The following is a 19,248-nucleotide window of genomic DNA, read 5'->3' on the forward strand; positions in this document are numbered from 1 at the left end:
CCGCTTACTTCTATCCCTATGCACTCATGCAACTGCCGACGGGACTCCTGTCAGACAGCTGGGGACCGCGCAAGACTATCACGCTGTTTCTGGCTGCAGCCTGTATCGGCTCCATCCTGCTGGGCCTGGCTCCTTCTCCATCCTGGGCGATTCTCGGCAGGGTTCTGGCCGGCCTCGGGGTCTCGACCCTGTTTGTCTGCACACTGAAAATTCTTGCGGAATGGTATAGCCTCCGGGAATTCGCCACCATGACCGGCATCCTCATGGCCATGGGCGGGATCGGCTCTCTGTCCGCAGCCACACCCATGGCCATGGCAAGCTCCTGGCTTGGCTGGCGTCTGTCTTTCATCCTGATCGGCCTGTTGACCGCGGTGATTGCAACATTGATCTGGCGAATTGTACGGGACCGTCCGGCCGAAATGGGATGGCCCTCACCCGCGGAGCACGCAACAGAAAAAGGGCCGCCTGCCCGATTGTCTGTCGGGGTAAAACAGGTACTGAGCCGGCCCGCCTTCTGGCCACTGGCCCTCTGGTTTTTCTTTACCTACGGGATATTCGCTGCGTTTGCCGGGCTTTGGGGGGGACCCTATCTGATGCAGGTATACGGAGCGACAAAAAGTCAGACAGGAGGCATTCTGTCCCTGATAGCGATTGGCATGATCATTGGCAGTCCGCTGGTGGGGAGTCTCTCGAACCGCATATTCAAAGGGCGCAAACCGACCCTCGTCTTCGCCAGCATGGCCATGGTCGGCATCACCGCTTCGCTTGCCTTCGCTACCGGCGACATGTCCTTGCCTGTGATTGGCGTCCTCTGTTTCGGACTCGGAATCTTTGCCAGCGCCGTCGTAGTGATAGGATTTACCAACGCCCGGGAGCTTTTTCCCGCACGGATAGCAGGCACCGCTCTGGGACTTGTCAACCTGTTCCCCTTTGCCGGGGGAGCCTTCATGCAACCCCTGCTGGGATCGATCCTCGAAAGTCATAAAAAAAGTGTCTCGGAATTTACCCTGACCGGATACCAGAATGCCTTTTTCATGTTGTTTTTAAGCGCACTTGCGGCACTTGCCGCCAGTATTTTTCTCAAGGAAACCTACCGCCAGGACCTGCCGGCAAAAAACCCGGACCGTCTGGGAGAAGCAGACATTGAATCGCCGCAGGTTTCCTGACACATCCAGTTCGACAAAGGCGGAATCGCCAGCCGGAACCGAACCACTTCGCCTGCTACGCAGCGAATTGTGCAAGACGGAAAGGAGCGCGCAATGCATTATGAAACCCTGATTGTCGAGACTGGCGATGATTTCGTGGCTTCGATCACCCTCAATCGCCCTCAGCAGCTGAACACATTCTCTACCGCGCTGGCCGCCGAACTCGATGCGGCTTTCAAGGCCCTGGATGCCCATGGCCGGGTGCGCGTCATCCTTGTCAAAGGAGCGGGCAAGGCTTTCTGCGCCGGCATCGACGTAACCGAATTCCCCGACAAGAGCCCCTCTGAATACCGGCGCTGGATACAGCAGATGGAGAGCCCGCTCGTCACCATCAGCCGCATCAACAAGCCCGTCATTGCCCAGGTACATGGAGCTGCCGCCGCCAACGGCGCCGGACTCGTCGCGGCTGCCGATCTTGCCATCGCCGCCGACAATGCCCGCATCGGCCTGACGGCCATCAACGTCGGACTCAACTGCGTCGGCCCCGTGGTTCCCCTGGCCCGCTCCGTGGGACGGAAAAAAGCCCTGGAGATGCTGTTTTACGGAAACTTACTTGGTGCAGCGGAGGCGTTGCAGATGGGACTTGTAAACCGGGTAGTCCCCGAAAGCGAGCTTGACAAAGAAGCCCGGGCCTGGGCAGCGCTGCTCGCACAGAAAAGCCCCCTTGCACTACAGAATGCCAAACGCGGATTTTACGAGGCCGAGGATATGGATTATTACCGGGCGTTTGATCATATGAACGAGCTGTTCGCGCGGCTTTGCACAACCCGGGACGCCAGGGAAGGCATCGAAGCCTTTCGTGAAAACCGCAAACCCGACTGGCAGGAACGCTGAACCGTCATCTCCGAAAAATGCCGTGCTTTTGTTCGCGGGCCACAAGGTCAGGGGTTTGAGATACAACCCGGGACAGGGGATGGCTCTTTTGCTGGTCGGTTGCGCCACAACCGGCCGCAACACGGATGCAACCCCAATGGTAAAATGTCCGCCGTGCGGACATGAATTCGCTCCGTCGAAGTGACCTGCCCCACCTGAAAGGACTACTTCGAATATTGGTGTAGTGCAACTTTCTTCGGTTCTAAAACCGTTGCCTGATATGGCAGCGGTTTTTTGTTTCCGGCGCTGGATCCGTATATGGCGGCTGGTGGGCGGATTTTTGTAGAGGCGGTTTGCGAACCGCCCTGCACCCGTCGGTGCTCAGGATGTTTCAGCGTATGTGATTCGGCATGATCGCATCCCTTCAACCGGAGGGATTGGCGAGGGTGGATTTCCGCCAATCTTGTTGATCTGTTTGTGGAGAACTTTCTTCTCATCGCTCCTCCTCCGCCACGTGCCGATGCTGCGGGTCCAGAACCCGGGGCGCGGGGTTGCGCTGGCCGTGTTCCAGGTTGAAGGCCACACGATGATTGACCTTGCCCAGAAACCGCTGCCGGTCCCCGCCATGTTGCAGGTGCCGCTCGGCAAACATGCGGCCTGTTTCGCGCACGGCCACAGCATCGAGCATATCCGGATCGCCTGGATATTTTTCCAGCAGTTGCTTGCTGGACAGCTGCCGAAACGCGTCGGCTTTTTCCTTGAACGGACCGTCTTTGGGCAGAGGGTCGCTGTGGGATATCAGCGACCGCGCGGCATCCGGCAAGGACGCAAATGAATCTATCCCAAGACCTGCGCCAACCGACCCCGGAACGCTCAGGCGCTCGCTAAGCTTGCGGTAAAGAGCCCTGTGCTCCCAGGAATGATGAATCACGCAGGAAGGATCGTCCCGCGCAGGCAGAGCCGGCTGCCGAAAAAGCGCGTGCCCCGCAAGCCGATTCAGATACGCGTTCCCCAGATCCCGCGCATACCGTGCCAGGCCGTCCTTTTCGTAACCTCCGCCGATGTCGGCGTGGCATCCGGGCAGACGCAACTGCAACTGACCGGGGCCGGCGGCAATCCGGGTCACCGGAAAAAGAGCGCGGTATTCATGAACAGCGTTGAGCTGAAGAGCCGAAACGGTCGAGGGCGAGAGGGTGAAATCACCCTGCATGAAGGTCGTGACAGGATCGTAAAGCAATGCTGCTTGCCGCAACTGGCCGGGTTTGATGAGGTGCTCACCGGCCAATTCCTTTTTGCCGTTACGCCATACCCGGGTCCGCGTATCCTTGATCCCTCTTTCATGGATCATCCGGTTAAGCAGAGTGGCCACTCCTGTTCCCCGGCTGAAACCGACCTGAACAACCGAAATTCTGGCATCGGAATCTTCCCGTTTCCAGGCGTTGGCTTGATCGGAGAGAGCATTGTAGAGTTTTTCAGCCCGTTGTCGGTCGCTCAGCGAAAACGCGGCATCGAGCTTGGCGGAAGCTTTTGTCAGGAGGGTCCCTTCGCCTTGATATGTACCAACGCCGCTGACATATTCAAAACTGACTCTTGAATCCTTGTTTTTCGGAAATTCCCTTCTTAGCAAGCCGACATTCGTGTATTTACCCGGATCCTTCAGATCGTTCTCAGTACCGTCGGCCAAGGCAACAAAGAGACTACTATGGGGATCGTTCCGATCAAAAAGTTGGAGCACGCGAAAGGATTCAAACGCTTTCCTGGCATTCTCAAAGAGTTCCCAGTCTTCAGAAACAGGAGCATGAGAACTCACTTCTTCTTGCGAGAGAAACCGTCCCATGGCTAAAACTCACGGGTGAAGACTTTGGTCCGGTGGGTGATGGTTTCAATTCGGTCCGTTCCCGGTATTAATGTATCTAACTCAATCACCGTATAGATATTCAGAGTCCGGTCGATGATCTCCAGGATAATCCCGGGATCATTAAACAAAGGATCTTCCCATATGATCCGATCGTCCAGTTCCTTGGGATGGGGAATAATGAGGTCGGGGAAAATCTCGTCGAAGCTGAACGTGTGTTCGATGAGATTATCCCGCAGATCGTGCCAAGAGAGGCGAACGGAGCCGCCAAAGATCGGGAAAATACCCATCCTAGCTTTTTGGTGTTCTTCATCCCCCGGCTTTTTACCTGGAGCGAGGTCTCTGGGATCGGTTTCGAGGTCTCTTCCATAAAATCCCATAAATAATGTGGCATAACGTATGACAACATCGCTCGCATCATACGCGTAGACATCCAAATCGTGCTTATCCTTAAACCTGATCACATGCTCGTGCGTCATTTGCCGACCTCCTGATAATCCAGCGTAAGATGTGCCCAAGAAAAGTTATCTGTCAGATATCGCATGATTTCGGACCTGTTTGTGAAACATTTCGGTATTTTCATCGTTCCGCTTCCAGCGTTAGGGTCTCCTGCTTTTCTAAAATCCGGGGGGCTGGGTTGCGCTGGCCATATTCCAGGTTGTGGGCCAGGCGGCTATCGACCTGGTTCATAAACCGGGCCCGGTCGGTTTCGTTGGGCAGATACCGACCGGCGAATTTCCGGCCGGTTTCCCGTACGGCCACGGCATCGAGCACACTTTGGTCACCGGGGTATTTTTCCAGCAGATCCGTGCTGGCCATCTGCCGGAAGTCGTCGGCTTTTTCCTTGAATGGGCCATCTTTTGGCAGGCTCTCGGTAGGGGGTAAAGTGGCCCTCTCAACATCCGGCAATGTGGATGAGGGTACGGTTTCTTTGGAACGGTCCATTGCCCCCTGAACGACCTGCCGTTCGGCAAGCTTGCCGTAGGCGGTATTGTGTTCCCAGGAGTGATGGATCACACAGGAGGGATCGTCCCGCGGAGGAAGAACCGGTTTTCTGAAGAGTGCGTGTCCCGCGAGTTGGTTCAGATAGGTGTTTCCCATATCTCTGGCATATCGTGCCAGGCCGTCCTTTTCGTAACCGCCGCCGATGTCGGCGTGGCATCCGGGCAGGGTCGCCTGAAGCTGATCAGGACCGTGGGCAATGCTGGTTACGGGAAAGAGCGCGCGGTATTCATGGGCAGCGTTGAGCTGCAACGCCGAGACGGTCGAGGGCGAGAGGGTGAAATCGCCCTGCATAAAGGTCGTGACAGGATCGTAAAGCAATGCTGCTTGCCGCAACTGGCCGGGTTTGATGAGGTGTTCGCCGGTTAATTCATATTGGCCATCTCTGAACCGAACCTTGTTTTCATCAATAATCCCTTTTTCATGGATCATCCGGTTGAGCAGAGTGACCACTCCTGCTCCCCGACTGAAACCGACCTGAACAACTGAAATTCTGGCATCGGGATCTTCCTGTTTCCAGGTGTTGAGTTGCTTGGACAGGGATTCATATAACTCTTCGGCCCTTTGTCGGTCGGTCAGCGAAAAGGCGGCATCGAGCTTGGCGGAAGCTTTGGTCAGAAAAGTCCCGCCTCCCTTATAGGTGCCGACGCCGCTGACGTAGTGGCGGGCGACATGGGGACTATTGTTCCTTTTTAACTCATTATTTAACAACCCAACATTCGTGTATTTACGCGGATTCTTCAGGTCATTCTCAGTACCGTCGGCCAGTGCGACGAAGAGGCGGCTGTGGGGGTCCTTCCGATCATAAAGTTGGGGAAATTTAAAGGCCTCAAATTTCGCCAGGGCCTCTCCATGCAGCTCCCAATCTTCGGATATAGGGGTATGGGAACTTACCTCTTTTTTAGAGAGAAACCATCCCATGGCTAAAACTCACGGGTAAATATTTTGGCCCGGTGAGTGAAACATTCCACCTCGTCATTGGTTCCTAAAACCAATAGGCCGATATCGACAATCGTATAGATATTCAGCGTCCGGTTGATGATTTCCAGGATGATGCCGGGTGTACGGGATAAAAAGAAGGGATTTTCCCATATGATCCGATCGTCCAGTTCCTTGGGATGGGGAATGATGCGGTCGGGGAATATCTCGTCGAAGCTGAACGTGTATTCGATAAAATTATCCCGCAAATCGTGCCAAGAGAGGCGGACGGAGCCGCCAAAGATCGGGAAAATACCCATCCTAGCTTTTTGGTGTTCTTCATCCCTCGGCTTTTTACCTGGAGCGAGGTCTCTGGGATCGGTTTCGAGGTCTCTTCCATAAAATCCCATAAATAATGTGGCATAACGTATGACAACATCGCTCGCATCATACGCGTAGACATCCAAATCGTGCTTATCCTTAAACCTGATCACATGCTCGTGCGTCATTTGCCGACCTCCTGATAATCCAGCGTAAGATGTGCCCAAGAAAAGTTATCTGTCAGATATCGCATGATTTCGGACCTGTTTGTGAAACATTTCGGTATTTTCATCGTTCCGCTTCCAGCGTTAGGGTCTCCTGCTTTTCTAAAATCCGGGGGGCTGGGTTGCGCTGGCCATATTCCAGGTTGTGGGCCAGGCGGCTATCGACCTGGTTCATAAACCGGGCCCGGTCGGTTTCGTTGGGCAGATACCGACCGGCGAATTTCCGGCCGGTTTCCCGTACGGCCACGGCATCGAGCACACTTTGGTCACCGGGGTATTTTTCCAGCAGATCCGTGCTGGCCATCTGCCGGAAGTCGTCGGCTTTTTCCTTGAATGGGCCATCTTTTGGCAGGCTCTCGGTAGGGGGTAAAGTGGCCCTCTCAACATCCGGCAATGTGGATGAGGGTACGGTTTCTTTGGAACGGTCCATTGCCCCCTGAACGACCTGCCGTTCGGCAAGCTTGCCGTAGGCGGTATTGTGTTCCCAGGAGTGATGGATCACACAGGAGGGATCGTCCCGCGGAGGAAGAACCGGTTTTCTGAAGAGTGCGTGTCCCGCGAGTTGGTTCAGATAGGTGTTTCCCATATCTCTGGCATATCGTGCCAGGCCGTCCTTTTCGTAACCGCCGCCGATGTCGGCGTGGCATCCGGGCAGGGTCGCCTGAAGCTGATCAGGACCGTGGGCAATGCTGGTTACGGGAAAGAGCGCGCGGTATTCATGGGCAGCGTTGAGCTGCAACGCCGAGACGGTCGAGGGCGAGAGGGTGAAATCGCCCTGCATAAAGGTCGTGACAGGAGCGTAAAGCAATGCTGCTTGCCGCAACTGGCCGGGTTTGATCAGGTGTTCGCCGGTTGGCTGCAGCTTTCCATTGACGATCTTTTTGGTTTCTGTATCTTTGATTCCTCGTTCATGGATCATCCGGTTGAGCAGAGTGGCCACCCCCGCTCCCCGACTGAAACCCACGTGAACGACCGAAATTCTGGCGCCGGGGTCTTCCCGTTTCCAGGTGTTTACCTGCTTGGACAGGGATTCATACAGCTCTTCGGCCCTTTGCCGGTCGGTCAGCGAAAAGACGGCATCGAGCTTGGCGGAAGCTTTGGTCCAAAGAGTCCCGGCTCCCTGATAGGTGCCGACGCCACTGACATAGTGGGAGGCAACATGGGGATCGGCATTCCTTTTTAATTCATATTTTAAAAGAGCGACATTCGTATATTTGTCCGGATCTTTCAGATCATTTTCGGTGCCGTCGGCCAGTACGAAGAAGAGGCGACTATGGGGATCGTTCCGGTCATAGATTTGGGAAACTTCAAAGGATTCCAAATTCTTCAGGGCTTTACCATATAGTTCCCAGTCTTCGAGGGTAGGGGTATGGGAACTTACCTCTTCTTTGGAGAAAAACTGTCCCATGGCTAAAACTCACGGGTGAAGACTTTGGCCCGATAAGTCTTCGTTTTAACCGTATTCGTATTCGGTATCTGAACATGCAGGTCAATCACCGTATAAATATTTAGCCTACGGTCGATAATCTCCAGGATGATACCGGGGGTATAGGCCAAAGGCTCCGACCAAAAGATCCGGTCATCCAATGCCTTGGGATGGGGAATGATGCGGTCGGGAAAAATCTCGTCAAAGTTGAAGGTGTATTCGATGAAGTTGTCCCGCAGATCGTGCCAGGAGAGGCGGACCAGACCGCCAAAGATCGGGAAAAGCCCCATTGTAACCTTTTGGCGCTCTTCATCCCACGGACTCTTGCCAGGAGCAATATCTCTGGGGTCGGATTCATTCTCTTTTTCATAGAAACCCATAAATAACGTGTCATAACGAATACGGGCATCGCTCGCATCATACACATAGAGGTCCAAATCGTGTTTATCCTTAAACCTGATCACATGCTCCTGCGCCATTTGCTGACCTCCTGACTATGTGAAGTAAACTGTCTGCTGAATTTGCGTGAAGTTATCTGTAATGACGACGTCGAGGTTTATCGTTCATTCTCTGACTTCTTTTCCCTGGACGGAATGCCCGATAGATCTTCCCTCTCTGACTTTTATTACATCCGGTTTACGGCCGTTGAGATAGTTGCCTGCAACCCGTTCACAGACCCTATCCATGAACCGTTGCCGGTCAGCTTTGCCGGGAAAATTGTGGCTGAATTTTTCACCGATCTGGATGGCATCAATTTCATTCACAAGGCCGGGGTTTTTCTTGGCAGGATTTGCCAGGTCCTCTTTTTCATTCCGAAGGGTTTCGGCCTTGACTTTCCGTTGGCTTCGATCCATGTCGACCTTTTCTGTCTGAATAGCGTCCCTTTTTATCCATGTGGCTCCGAGGTGTTTTCCCCAAGCACTTCATCTCTTTCTTCGTTGCCGTTTTCCTCCCAGGGTTTTTTTGAAAAGATCCCGTTATGAAATCCTCTTCCTACACCATCGCCAGACAGCCGAAAAATTGATTTACAAGACCGTCCATGGTTTTATCCGAAATATCATTATTGGGAATCTCGATCTGTGAAAAATCGCAGCTGAAATTCTCCATATCCATGGTATCTATCCGCTCGATATCCCTGACGGTAATCGGCCGTTCCACAACCGCTTCAGTCGTTTGGTTTAATTGGGGAAATACAGACTGAACCTTGCCTTTAACCCGGCGTTCCGGATCGATTTCAGGAACTATCGGAGAAGTCCAACGGACGCCATCACGGCCGTTCCCGCGCTCCTTAAATACCGGATCTTTATACCAAACGATCCGCCGGCATTTGATCGGAGGACAGTATTCCATAAGCAAAATAGCGGACTTTTTGTCCACCTGCATAACTTCCTGGGGAAGCAGCAACGCTCTGCTATGTTCGCTGGTGTTGATGGAACGATGGGCTTTTCCTACCAGGGTGCGGTTGCGGGATCTGTTCTTCACTGTGGTCGTGCCCAACGTATCGGAGATTTCTTTTGCTACCTTGATGTTTTTCGGTGCAAAAATGATCCGCATGGCATGGTTTTCGATGAAGGTTTCGGCGGTGTCAGCACCATACACTTCCCTAAGTTGGGAGGGGGACTGAATAATCGGGAGCATCCGCAGACCGTAGCCGGCGATATAGCTGATCCCTTTGGTTAAAATGCCGACTTTCCCCATGGCGGTAAATTCATCGGCCAGCAGCAGACATTGATGTCTCAGCTCCGGATTCTGTTCCGGCAACTCGCGGGTGTTCAAATCCAGGACTTGCTGAAAAAACAGATTGATCAGGGGAGCCAATCGGTCCAGGTCGTCTGGAGAGATGGCCACATAGATTGACATGCGTTCCTTCCGGATATCCCGCAAATCAAAATCATTTCCGGCAGTTGCAGCGTCGATGACGGGATTGTAAAATAGCTCCAGGGCAGCTGTGAATCCCTTGCGGACAGATCCCCGGGTTTTTTCCGGGGTATCCAGATATTCCTTTAAAGCCAGATAGCATTCATCGCTCAAGGGGTGTTTGTCTTGTCGGCGCTGTTTGATGATTTCAGCCAGGCGCTTGTCCCCCATGGTCAACTGGCGCAGGGTTTCCCCAAGCGTAACGGGAAGTTCGGGCGTTTCCAACAAATAAAGCACCAGGCCCAGCCATAGGGAGCGGGCCGAGGCTTGCCATATAGGGGCCTCGCCGTCAACCTTGGGAAACAACATCTGGCCGATCTTCTGAATATCGTTGATCCTGAAGGCCGGGTTATCGCTGATGTAATAGAGCGGATTCCAGCGGTGGGTTTTGCAATCCCGAGGTGCCAGGTTAAGCAGAAAGCATTTTTGACCGTGGGCTGCCCGGAAACCGGCCGTGATATCCCAATTTTCCCGCTTTAAGTCCAGGACAATGACACTGTCCTTCCAGGACAACAAATTAGGGATGACCACACTCACGCCCTTCCCGCTCCGGGTCGGGGCGGCCATAAGGACATGCTGCGTCCCCCCTGAGATCAGATACCGTTTCCCAGAGCCGAAAACTCCGGACAGCCGGCCGACGATAATACCGTCTCTGGAAAACAGCCCTGCATCCTTGAGGTCGCGAGCAGTTGCCCACTTGGCTGTCCCGAACAACTTACGCCGACGGGGCGTGAGGATCGTCAGAAGCAGTAACCCAATCGGGAACAGGCCCCCTATGCCGGCCAGGCACAGGAGTGCCCCCGTCTTCTGAAGTCCCCCGTAATAATACCAATACCGATAGAGGATCAGGGGAGTGGCCCTGACTCCATCGAGCCCGGCCAACTCCAGAAAAAAATAGCCGCTGACCCAGGCCCACCCGACCAGGGCAAAAGACAGACCCCCTATAATCAAAACGAGTTTAAACCAGCTGTTGCTGCTTAAATTCAGGATCATAGTAGATCTCCGTAATCATCCGTTTGCCACGCACGTTTTGCAATTGAATGATTATATCCACACACATGAAGAGCAACTGCTTGATATCCCCACGGTTCATGCTCCCACCGCTGGAGGATTCCTTAAGAAACAACACCAATTGCTCGATAGCAAGCCGAGCGCTATTGGCGTGCATGGTGGTGATACTTCCGGGATGACCGCTGTTGACATTGCGGAGGTAGTAAAACGCTTCATCGCCGCGGATCAACTCAGCGACAAAGATCCTATCCGGTTTCATGCGCAGACTACATTCGAGAAGGTGCTGTTGCGTAACCGGAGACACCCCTTGCCCCCCGGCCGAGTAAAACAGACTCACCGTGTTCGAGTGTGTCTTGTAGAGTCCCAGTTCGTCCACGTTCTCGATGCTGATAAGCCGCTCATCATCCGGCACCAACTGGAGCAACGATTTAAAAAAGGTGGTTTTGCCCGAACCCGTAGAACCGGAAATGATAATGTTTTTTCTAAGCTCAATGGCCATCTCCAAAAACGACCTGAAATCTCGGGAATTCTTCAAATCAAGTAGCTTTAAATCACCTTCGGAAATCCCTTTTGAGTCGACTTTGCATTGGTCGAAATACCCCTGCTTTTCATAATCATCCAGCGTAAAATCGATATTCGAGGGTTTCCGGATCGTCATGCTCACACGGCCTGAAAGGGTCGCCGGTGGGATTACCACCTGAATACGCTCCCCTCCCGGCAGGGTGGCCGATAGTAGCGGTTGGCGCTCGTCCAGACTTTGCTTCGACCAGGTGGCCGTCAGCTTGGCGATCTGGTTGCAGACCGCCAGAGTTAGACCTGAAACATCGTTACCGGACCATCCCAGGCGGCTTTCGGTAAGAACCTGGCCGGGTTTATTGATAACGATTTCCGTATTTTCAGGATTCTGAAGAAAAGGCTGGAGTACCCGCAGGTACTCCAGCAAAGAGGTTGCCTGGTCGGTGTTGATCGGCACGGTTTTGAAGTTCATAATAGCCCCGCAAGGATATTACCTTTTATTCGGTTTTTATCCGGGAAAGGCTTTTCCTTTCGATCCCTGCATCAATCTGCACACGTACTTATAGCATCACGTCTTCGCGCAAATGGATGCTTTTCCGCATCTTTCAAAAATTCTCGTTTCCCATACGAAAATTACGCTGTGTCTATCCGGGGTGTCCGGATAGACACTCATTTAGCATTTTGGGAGGCAAGAGCTTTTTTAATTTTCCTGTCTGTGTTGTGCTGGCTGAGGGCAAACACCGACCATATTGCCGCCGGCAACCAGCCAAAGAGGGTTATTTGAAGAATCAAGCAAATAAAGCCTGAAACCGGTCGCCCAATCGTAAAGAATTGAAGCCAGGGCAAAAGAATGGCTAATAATAAACGCATGGTTTTTTCTTTCTGATGTCGCACTGAAATATAGCGGGACATAAAAAGGGGCGACAGATCCTCTTTATGTCCGATGGGGACATTGCAACAATTCCTCAGGCACGAAATTCGTACTCCTACCGCGAAGCGGTTTTTAAATCGTATACCCACCTGAAATCCAGATCCCGCGCCACATAAACGTTGATGTGTTCCCCTTGGTTTTTAACCAGTGTCGGCGGAATGTTGATGGAATTTTCCAAAGCGATGCCGGAAGCATCGGTTGCACTATCGGAGGTATTGCCGAATTGGATGGTATCTCCGTCATTGTTTTGGGCCAGGCTGGACAGATAATTTCCAACGTCATCCAAAAGACTGAGCATAATCGCACTTCCGAAACGGGCCCAGAAATGTGTATCGATGTATCCTGAATGTCCGGACCGGCCGAGAGAATCGGTACCGGGAGAATCGAGGTTGATAATGACGCCATTCGGGGTCTCAACCCGGGTCCACAAAACGAAGATCCGGGCCTGGCCGCGTTTGAGACCGCCCTGATATTGGCCGGTGATCCGGGAGCCGCGTTCCAGGAGCAAGACTTTCCCATTGGTGCTGTAGACATCGCGAGTCATCCGGCAACTGGTCATGCCAGGCTGATCCGACGCAATGGCCGTTTCCAGCGCGCAATCCAAAAACGTGCCGCGGGTGATGAACATATTGGGATCCGTCAGAAGGCCGGCCCGGGCACCATTAACAATTGTCGGTCGGAGGTTTGCCTCCAGGCCATCGGCCCTACCTGCTTCGCCCAAACTTACGGCGTTTGCTGTCGCTCCCATTCGAGCCTGTTCGGCTGCGGTCAGGGGTGGTTTTTGATCTGAGCCGATTCTCCGCACGGCCATCAGCAGCCCCTGGCTTCGCTTGCGCTGTTCGGGGGTCATTTCCTTGTTTCTACCGATCGGGGTCGTTTTCCCGACCCGGCCTGTATCGATAATTTTCCCGAGCTCTTGCTTCTTCTCGGTCGGCGGTGGCGGCGGGGCAGGGGCCGGCCCCAAGCGGTTGCCTATTTCCCTTTTCGACAGAACCTGTGATGCGTCCGTCTCGCTGTTGTCATGGCTGCTAAAACCGCCATTGACAGCAATAAGGGCAAGGATGGTTAAAAACCCGATGATTACGAGAACAATCTTTTGTCCTACCCCGCTGGCTTTGCTCTTGCGCGAGATCGATGGCATTCCGCGATCCGGAGTTTCCTCGGGGGAAGGGTTTTTCTTGCGATCCGTCATCGTTCTGCTCCCTTCACCACCCGCTCTACACCGCGCACAGTCGTGCCGGCCGAGTTTCCGATACCGTCCGGATCGTATGATTTGTTGAGGATGCAGGCCACGGCCCCTCCCTTTCGCAATACCATTTGCCGCGCAATTTTATGCACCGCAATGGTATCCGGCCGTGCCGGATCGATATGCGTATTAACCAGGCTTTCCGAGCCATCCGGATTGATCACATAAATGGCAGGCATTTCCCGGTTATTGGTGAATTGGAAATAAGTGAAACGCGAATCGTCAAAAGCCCTGTTGGGAATCACTTCCGCGGAACCTTGAGCCCAATAGTTCCAGTTGGTCGGAACGGGTATATTATCCCGTTTTAAACGTTCCCGGAGTTCCTGCACTTTCGCTTTGGCACGTTCTTTGGCGGCTTCATCCAGCGGGTAGCAAAAATTGACCTGAAAGAACATATCATTCGGACGAGGATGTGCACCGTTCCGGGACCAATGCGCCGACAGTTCAAAGTTATAAACGCGACGCGAGGTAATGACCGTCATATTGGTGGCGGCTTTGTCTCCTACGGGCTTGAGGAAAAGATGGTTTTCCACTGGGGCCACTTCCCAGGCTTTCTTATCGCCCATGGCGATCTGTTGCACCATCTCCCCCACAGCGAATTGGATGTGTGTCGAAAACCCGTAATGTCCTACCAGCTGCACGACTTCGGCAGCGTTATAATCGATGAATTTAACCCGCTTATCGCAAGGACCGCCTTTGGGCACTTCAAGAGACAAAAGAGATGCCGGCAGAAATAAAAAGGCAGCGAACAAAACGGTAAAGGATGCGGTCCGGATCATATCAGCCCCCTATGCTTTCCTGATCGTTCCGGTATCCGACGACCTGGAAGCCCAGAGGGTTTTTAAGGCGATCCTCAACCTTCATGGCGGCATTACGATAAACGAAAGTCACTGTTGCCCCCCAGTGTGTGATCGCATTTATTTCACCGGGGCGTTTAACCGTCTTGGTGTATCGAACCAGAGCGGTTATCCGTTTTTCCCCGTTAACAACTTCGCCGGAGTTGATAAAAGAAATGCTTTTGACATGGGTTGCGACTTCGGCATTTTGCCCAAAAACCAGAACCGGCGCCGCAGGGTTGCGTTTGGGATCCGTATAATCTGCATATTCTTGTTGAATGCCGGAGGCTGACAACAGGCCTACTATGCGACGGTCATAATCCCGCGTATCCCATTGATAGCGTTCCCGATAAAGGATATATTGCCCCAGCCAATACTTATCGAGGGCCTCTCGAGCTTCCTGCTTTACCACGCCGTCGGTTTCGGCAAGGACAGAAACAACGTCTACCAAACCGGTATTGTTGTCCACCCGGATGACAAACGGTTCAATGCTTTTCAGCGGAGTCAGGCTGGCGATTGCAAAGCCCTCGATTACGGCGAGGGCTATCGCTATTACGGCAACAAGCCACGCGCGCCTTTCAGATTTTTTCATCCGGAAGGTCGTGTCTATGTCCCAGCTGCGTGCTTCTGAAAAATATTCCTTTTCCAAAGCGGCCTTTGTTTTCCCGGGTTTTTTAGCCATCGTATGGATCTCCTCGAACCTTTTTAGCTGCCCCGGGCCTGAAGAGCCTTAATCTGCTCTCCGGACATCATTTCAGGGTTGATCGGATGCAGCCCCATCCCACCGACGTCTTTACAACAGGGCGGTCTCGGGGGAGAGCAAGCCACCAGCGTAAAAAGCAGGAAAATGATAAATACAGGGTGTTTCAAAATTGCCCTCCTTTTTTCTTCAGACCTGAGTAATGGAATTCCCCCGCCCGAAAGTCTTCTTAAAAGCCTCTGTCCCTTTTTTTGAGGTTCTTGTTTTATTTTTTATACTCCTGGCACCTTTTCTATAGGTATTGCCTGCTCTCATAATCCCTGTAGGGCTCATAAGACTTAAAGTCTTACCTATGATGGCCGCAGTTCCCAGGGCGACGCCTCCCCCAAGGGCGGAGGCTACTGATGGAATCTGTAGCAGGAGAAGAACTGTTATTGCGAACACAATCAAAAGCTTCAGAATACTGTCTATATTGGTCAATCCTTTAGCATAGGTTGTTGCTATGTCTCCCATTGCTCCATCAGGAAAACCCATTTTTATCACAAAGGCATTTGCTAATTTAAGGGCCACCAATCCTAAGCCAACCGTCAAGATAAGAATCATTCCGTAATTACATAGTTGGTTTAACCAGCTTTCGAAAAATCTTTGTGTTCCTTTAAATAAAAGAAAAACTATAAATAATGGCCCAACACCTAATAATATTGCTGTCATAATTTTTGCCGATATCATAAAAAATGCTACAGCTAACAAAAGGGCTGTGCCTAAAATCATAAATGCAAATCCAAGAATATACATTCCAAAATTCCCATTTAGTACCCCGCCTTTTTCAAAGAACTCATCGGTTATTTCAAAAACCTTGATGTAAAGATTATCTAAGGAACCACCTATTGAGCTGTTTATTTTATCAGGATTGGTCCCCATTATTACTGCGGCAATTTGTTCGGGGCCTTTGTTAAGGAAATTTGCAGTAACATTCATATAGGTACCAAGGGTTAAACCCAAGGCAAAAATGAAACCTATCCTTAAAATACGAAAAATGCCTTCCTTTAAAGGTTCATTCGTTTGCCCCATCATGGCCATATAGCCCCATATCGCCATCCAGACAATCATGAGGCTTTGAAAAATAGGTTTGACAAACTTTATGCTATTGGTGGCCGTGTCGATAATATAGGTGCCTAGCGTTGTGTCTATCAGGCCAAAAATTCCTTGAAAAAGATCGGGCCCCATGTTGGCGCTCCTTTATTTATTCATCCTTTTCCGCCGTACCCGGACAACTGTTTCAGCTTCTATGGCGTTGTCACAGTTAGGCAAATCTTTAAGCTCCCAATTGTTTTCGCTACAGACAGACAAAGCTTTGCGTCTTGCGTCAGGGTGTTCTATAAACCATTCGAAGGATTTTGTTTCTCCTGTCACAAGCGATTTATCCTGGCCACAGCCGCCCAAAAAGCAGCAAGAAAAAACAACAATAAGAAGAACGGCATTGCGTACGGACAAAGTTTTTTTAGCCATTATTTTTTCTCCTTTACCAGTCAATAGGGGTATACTCTCCAGTTGTCTCAACGGTCATTTGCCGGATTTTTTGCTTGTGAGCAGCTTCCCGAGCTTCGGCCCGGGCTTGAAGCATGGCAAGCTTGACCATTTCATTTTGCAAAAGAACTTGCTCTGCCTGAATCCTGGCTTGCAGATCCAAAATGTCTTTCTGGTCCGGACAGTTGTTTACCTTCGCCACCAGCTTTGAAAGCTCACTGAATCTATCCCGGGCTTGCTCCAGTGATTTTTCAGACTGTCCAAGCCATGAAGACACATTCTCGTTCGCCTCGTCATAAAGTGAGGCCTCTTTTCCTGTTAGACCGTTTTCTTCCGCACTCTTAAGCCCCAGATCTTCCAATATTTCGGCCTGGTTCAGATCCATGGCTACGTCGTATTGAGAGCTTATAATCCCTCCCATGCCCCGCGATCCGCTGATGCGGTCCAGCTGGGTTTCAGCGATTTCCAACTGATTTTTCAGCTGTTCGATTTGCTTTACCATATACATGACCTGCTTAATAGACTGGGCCAAATTGCTTGTATCGATAACCGGAATGCCCCCCGCAACTGCCTTTCTGGGGAAAAAAGAGGCAACTGTGAGCGCTCCGGCCAGTATGACGGCGACCGTTTTGCATTTCATTTTGCAAGCCTCCTTTGCTTATGGAAGATCGGCAGCCATACGGCCGGATCTTCGCCATGGTTTTCGATAATGCGGGCAACCATCTGCACATTGTCAGTAGTCCCGGAAATCACCGCCAGTTCGTCATCAAAGCCCTGCAATTTCAATTCTGCAACTACGCTGCTTTGTCCTTGTTTGATGAGAAACCGCCGCGATCCGGGAGCCATATCTTCTTTGATTAATTGAAATTCCCTTTCGGACAGATGGAAGCCGTCCATGTAGTCTTTCCGGTCGGCTTTCGGATTCGGCATGAAGATCATGGTGGCGCATTGCTCGATCAGGGTGTGGGCGATGGGCGATTCGAGCACGTCTTTCGCCGACTGGGTACCATAGACCATGATGCCATTCTGCTTCCGAATGACCTTTTGCTTGTTCTGCGCAAAATCCTCGAAATACTCATCCAGCAGGAGTTTCCAAAATTCATCCAGAAACGCCATGAATCTGCGTCCGTCGATCAACTGCTCGATGCGATAAAACAGGTACATGATGATAGGGGTGCGGATTTCGTCATGGTCCAAAAACTCCGTCACATCGAACCCGAAAATGGTATTGTTTTGAAAATCCAGACGGTCTTCCGGGTTATCAAGCACCCAGGCAAGGGAGCCCTCTCCGCACCACTTTGATAGCCTGGCATGAGGGCCTTCTGGGTCCACGGGATCGAGAAAATCCAAACAGCGACCCAGGCGACGCAGATGCTCCGGCAAACCCATAACACCGCGGATAGCGTTGTCGATCTCCTTTTCCTGTCGGTTTGAGAACCCGCCGCCGCAAATCTTTTTAACCAGGTGATTAAGAAACAGCATGCTCGCTTCGGTGGTCGCAAGGTTGAAAGGATTGAACCCGGTGGGTTCCCCTGTTTTAAGGGGAGAATATATGCCCCCGCTTGCCCGCACGAAAATCTCCAATCCCCGGTCTTTGTCGAAAACAACCTGAGTAGGTCGAAACTTTCTGGCTTGGGACATCAGGAAGCCTTGAACAACTGTTTTTCCCGAGCCTGACGGCCCGATAATCAGGGTATTGCCGAGGGCCTTTTGCTCTTCTCTTTCTTCCTGCAAACTGTCAGCACCTAACTCCCGTTCGGCTACGGCTTTCATTTTGGCTTTGGCGTTGTCCAGGGGCTCATGGAAATTAAAGTAATAAGGAGCTCCGGAACTGGTGCGAAACATGGCCACAGCAGGTCCCCATTGGTTTCCGGTCGGTCGGCCCGTCGGGTAGTTGTGGAAGCTGGAGAATCCGGCGAAATTTCTCGAACTTATCGGAGCCGGCCGGGGCCGATATCTGAAATTACCAGGCAATTGTGCCCAATAGGCAGCTCCCAGGGCCCAATCCTCACGGGCCACCACTATCGAACAATCTGCCATTTCCGCCCGAGCGGCCGCCAGGTTGGCCCTTAATTGCCGGAGATTTTCCGCGAAAACAGCCAAAGACAAATGATGCTCGCCGTAAACAATGCGTCCGGAGGCCAGATCGTCCAGAGCGTCGTCTATTTCTTCGACTTGGGACACGGCAAGGTCTCCGGCGGTTTGCAGCCTGCGTTGTTGACGTAGCAATAATTCAATGGCCACCGGTTTTGACAGAAATTGGAAGCTCTGTGTGAGGATGAGCGGAAAGGGAGCGGACAGCAGTGCATTAAGAAGCCCCGGTTCGGTACCTTCCGGATATTCGGAAATCCCCAGAATCGCGCCTACTTTGCTCTCCACGACCCCGCGGAGTTCCAGTGCATCCGATCCGAAAAAGGGCCTGTTTCTGGCCAGGCAATCGGAAATTTTCTGACGTGGGAGTGCGCGGGGGATCCAGTCGCCATTAGCCAGATAATCAAGGAACTCCAGAGTCTCCGAATGCAGTCGTCCTAAACGGACATAGGTGCCGAGAATACGAGGACCGTAGGCTGCAAGAGAACCGACCACAACAGAGACGAGCTCATTCAACTTCTCTATGGCTTCGTCCTGTTGCTGTTTCAGAACCTCCGGATTTATTTCCAACCGTGAAAAAATACTGAAAGGCCCGGAAGCTTCTGGACGGTAAATGACTGTCAGGTAAAGTTCGTTGACCATCATTTTCTTCTCAGCTAAGTGCTTTCGGTATTTTTCATCCAACGCCCTATCTAAAAGTCCGCTATGC

The 19,248-nt window shown here is 52.0% G+C and carries 19 protein-coding genes; 2 read left to right on the plus strand and 17 right to left on the minus strand.

Features of this window, described 5'->3' with window-relative positions; translation table 11 throughout:
• Both AB7E65_RS06675 and AB7E65_RS06680 read left to right on the plus strand, forming a co-directional pair.
• On the plus strand, positions 1-1,166 hold a 1,166-nt coding region (locus AB7E65_RS06675), incomplete at its 5' end, for an MFS transporter (RefSeq protein ID WP_428745512.1).
• A 93-nt stretch (positions 1,167-1,259) separates the two neighbouring features.
• The gene (locus AB7E65_RS06680; RefSeq protein ID WP_072285682.1) at positions 1,260-2,039 is read left to right on the plus strand and encodes an enoyl-CoA hydratase/isomerase family protein; all 780 of its coding nucleotides are present in this window, start codon (positions 1,260-1,262) and stop codon (positions 2,037-2,039) included.
• 472 nt (positions 2,040-2,511) lie between these two features.
• Here AB7E65_RS06680 and AB7E65_RS06685 read toward each other — a convergent pair whose 3' ends face one another.
• The 17 genes from AB7E65_RS06685 to AB7E65_RS06765 all read right to left on the minus strand — a co-directional run.
• A complete protein-coding gene (locus tag AB7E65_RS06685; RefSeq protein WP_083558435.1) occupies positions 2,512-3,855 on the minus strand; it encodes a phospholipase effector Tle1 domain-containing protein in 1,344 nt (447 codons plus the stop codon).
• A 2-nt stretch (positions 3,856-3,857) separates the two neighbouring features.
• Positions 3,858-4,352 (minus strand): hypothetical protein, encoded by a 495-nt coding sequence (locus AB7E65_RS06690; RefSeq protein ID WP_320360721.1) that lies wholly within the window; start codon positions 4,350-4,352, stop codon positions 3,858-3,860.
• Positions 4,353-4,452: 100 nt separating this feature from the next.
• The gene (locus tag AB7E65_RS06695) at positions 4,453-5,796 is read right to left on the minus strand and encodes a T6SS phospholipase effector Tle1-like catalytic domain-containing protein (RefSeq protein ID WP_428745513.1); all 1,344 of its coding nucleotides are present in this window, start codon (positions 5,794-5,796) and stop codon (positions 4,453-4,455) included.
• Between the two features lie 2 nt (positions 5,797-5,798).
• On the minus strand, positions 5,799-6,302 hold the full coding sequence (locus AB7E65_RS06700; RefSeq protein WP_428745514.1) for a hypothetical protein: 504 nt from the start codon (positions 6,300-6,302) through the stop codon (positions 5,799-5,801).
• A gap of 100 nt (positions 6,303-6,402) precedes the next feature.
• Complete coding sequence (locus AB7E65_RS06705; RefSeq protein ID WP_428745515.1) at positions 6,403-7,746, minus strand: T6SS phospholipase effector Tle1-like catalytic domain-containing protein; 1,344 nt, start codon at positions 7,744-7,746, stop codon at positions 6,403-6,405.
• Positions 7,747-7,748: 2 nt separating this feature from the next.
• Positions 7,749-8,243: a hypothetical protein gene (locus AB7E65_RS06710; protein WP_072285688.1), complete on the minus strand. Its 495-nt coding sequence runs from the start codon at positions 8,241-8,243 to the stop codon at positions 7,749-7,751.
• Positions 8,244-8,327: 84 nt separating this feature from the next.
• Positions 8,328-8,618, minus strand: a complete 291-nt coding sequence (locus AB7E65_RS06715; protein ID WP_428745516.1) for a hypothetical protein — start codon at positions 8,616-8,618, stop codon at positions 8,328-8,330.
• A 139-nt stretch (positions 8,619-8,757) separates the two neighbouring features.
• Entirely contained in the window at positions 8,758-10,674 is a 1,917-nt protein-coding gene (locus AB7E65_RS06720) for a type IV secretory system conjugative DNA transfer family protein (protein WP_428745517.1), read from the minus strand.
• A complete protein-coding gene (gene virB11 / locus AB7E65_RS06725) occupies positions 10,640-11,680 on the minus strand; it encodes a P-type DNA transfer ATPase VirB11 (RefSeq protein ID WP_072285691.1) in 1,041 nt (346 codons plus the stop codon). The genes AB7E65_RS06720 and virB11 overlap by 35 nt, the downstream gene beginning before the upstream one ends.
• A 197-nt stretch (positions 11,681-11,877) precedes the next feature.
• Complete coding sequence (locus tag AB7E65_RS06730) at positions 11,878-12,078, minus strand: YqaE/Pmp3 family membrane protein (protein WP_072285692.1); 201 nt, start codon at positions 12,076-12,078, stop codon at positions 11,878-11,880.
• Between the two features lie 116 nt (positions 12,079-12,194).
• The gene (virB10, locus tag AB7E65_RS06735) at positions 12,195-13,331 is read right to left on the minus strand and encodes a type IV secretion system protein VirB10 (RefSeq protein WP_428745518.1); all 1,137 of its coding nucleotides are present in this window, start codon (positions 13,329-13,331) and stop codon (positions 12,195-12,197) included.
• The gene (virB9, locus tag AB7E65_RS06740; protein WP_072285694.1) at positions 13,328-14,164 is read right to left on the minus strand and encodes a P-type conjugative transfer protein VirB9; all 837 of its coding nucleotides are present in this window, start codon (positions 14,162-14,164) and stop codon (positions 13,328-13,330) included. The genes virB10 and virB9 overlap by 4 nt, the downstream gene beginning before the upstream one ends.
• A 1-nt stretch (position 14,165) precedes the next feature.
• Positions 14,166-14,903 carry a virB8 family protein gene (locus tag AB7E65_RS06745; RefSeq protein WP_072285695.1) on the minus strand — a complete coding sequence of 246 codons (738 nt, stop codon included), beginning with the start codon at positions 14,901-14,903 and terminating at the stop codon, positions 14,166-14,168.
• Between the two features lie 207 nt (positions 14,904-15,110).
• Positions 15,111-16,148 (minus strand): type IV secretion system protein, encoded by a 1,038-nt coding sequence (locus AB7E65_RS06750; RefSeq protein WP_428745519.1) that lies wholly within the window; start codon positions 16,146-16,148, stop codon positions 15,111-15,113.
• Between the two features lie 12 nt (positions 16,149-16,160).
• Entirely contained in the window at positions 16,161-16,430 is a 270-nt protein-coding gene (locus AB7E65_RS06755) for an EexN family lipoprotein (RefSeq protein ID WP_072285699.1), read from the minus strand.
• A 13-nt stretch (positions 16,431-16,443) separates the two neighbouring features.
• Positions 16,444-17,088 (minus strand): type IV secretion system protein, encoded by a 645-nt coding sequence (locus AB7E65_RS06760; protein WP_072285700.1) that lies wholly within the window; start codon positions 17,086-17,088, stop codon positions 16,444-16,446.
• Positions 17,085-19,248, minus strand: a 2,164-nt coding sequence (locus tag AB7E65_RS06765) for a VirB4 family type IV secretion/conjugal transfer ATPase (protein ID WP_428745520.1), incomplete at its 5' end; no start/stop codon positions are given. The genes AB7E65_RS06765 and AB7E65_RS06760, both read right to left, overlap by 4 nt.

This window comes from Syntrophotalea sp. (assembly GCF_050253115.1).
Taxonomy (GTDB): Bacteria; Desulfobacterota; Desulfuromonadia; order Desulfuromonadales; family Syntrophotaleaceae; genus Syntrophotalea; species Syntrophotalea acetylenica.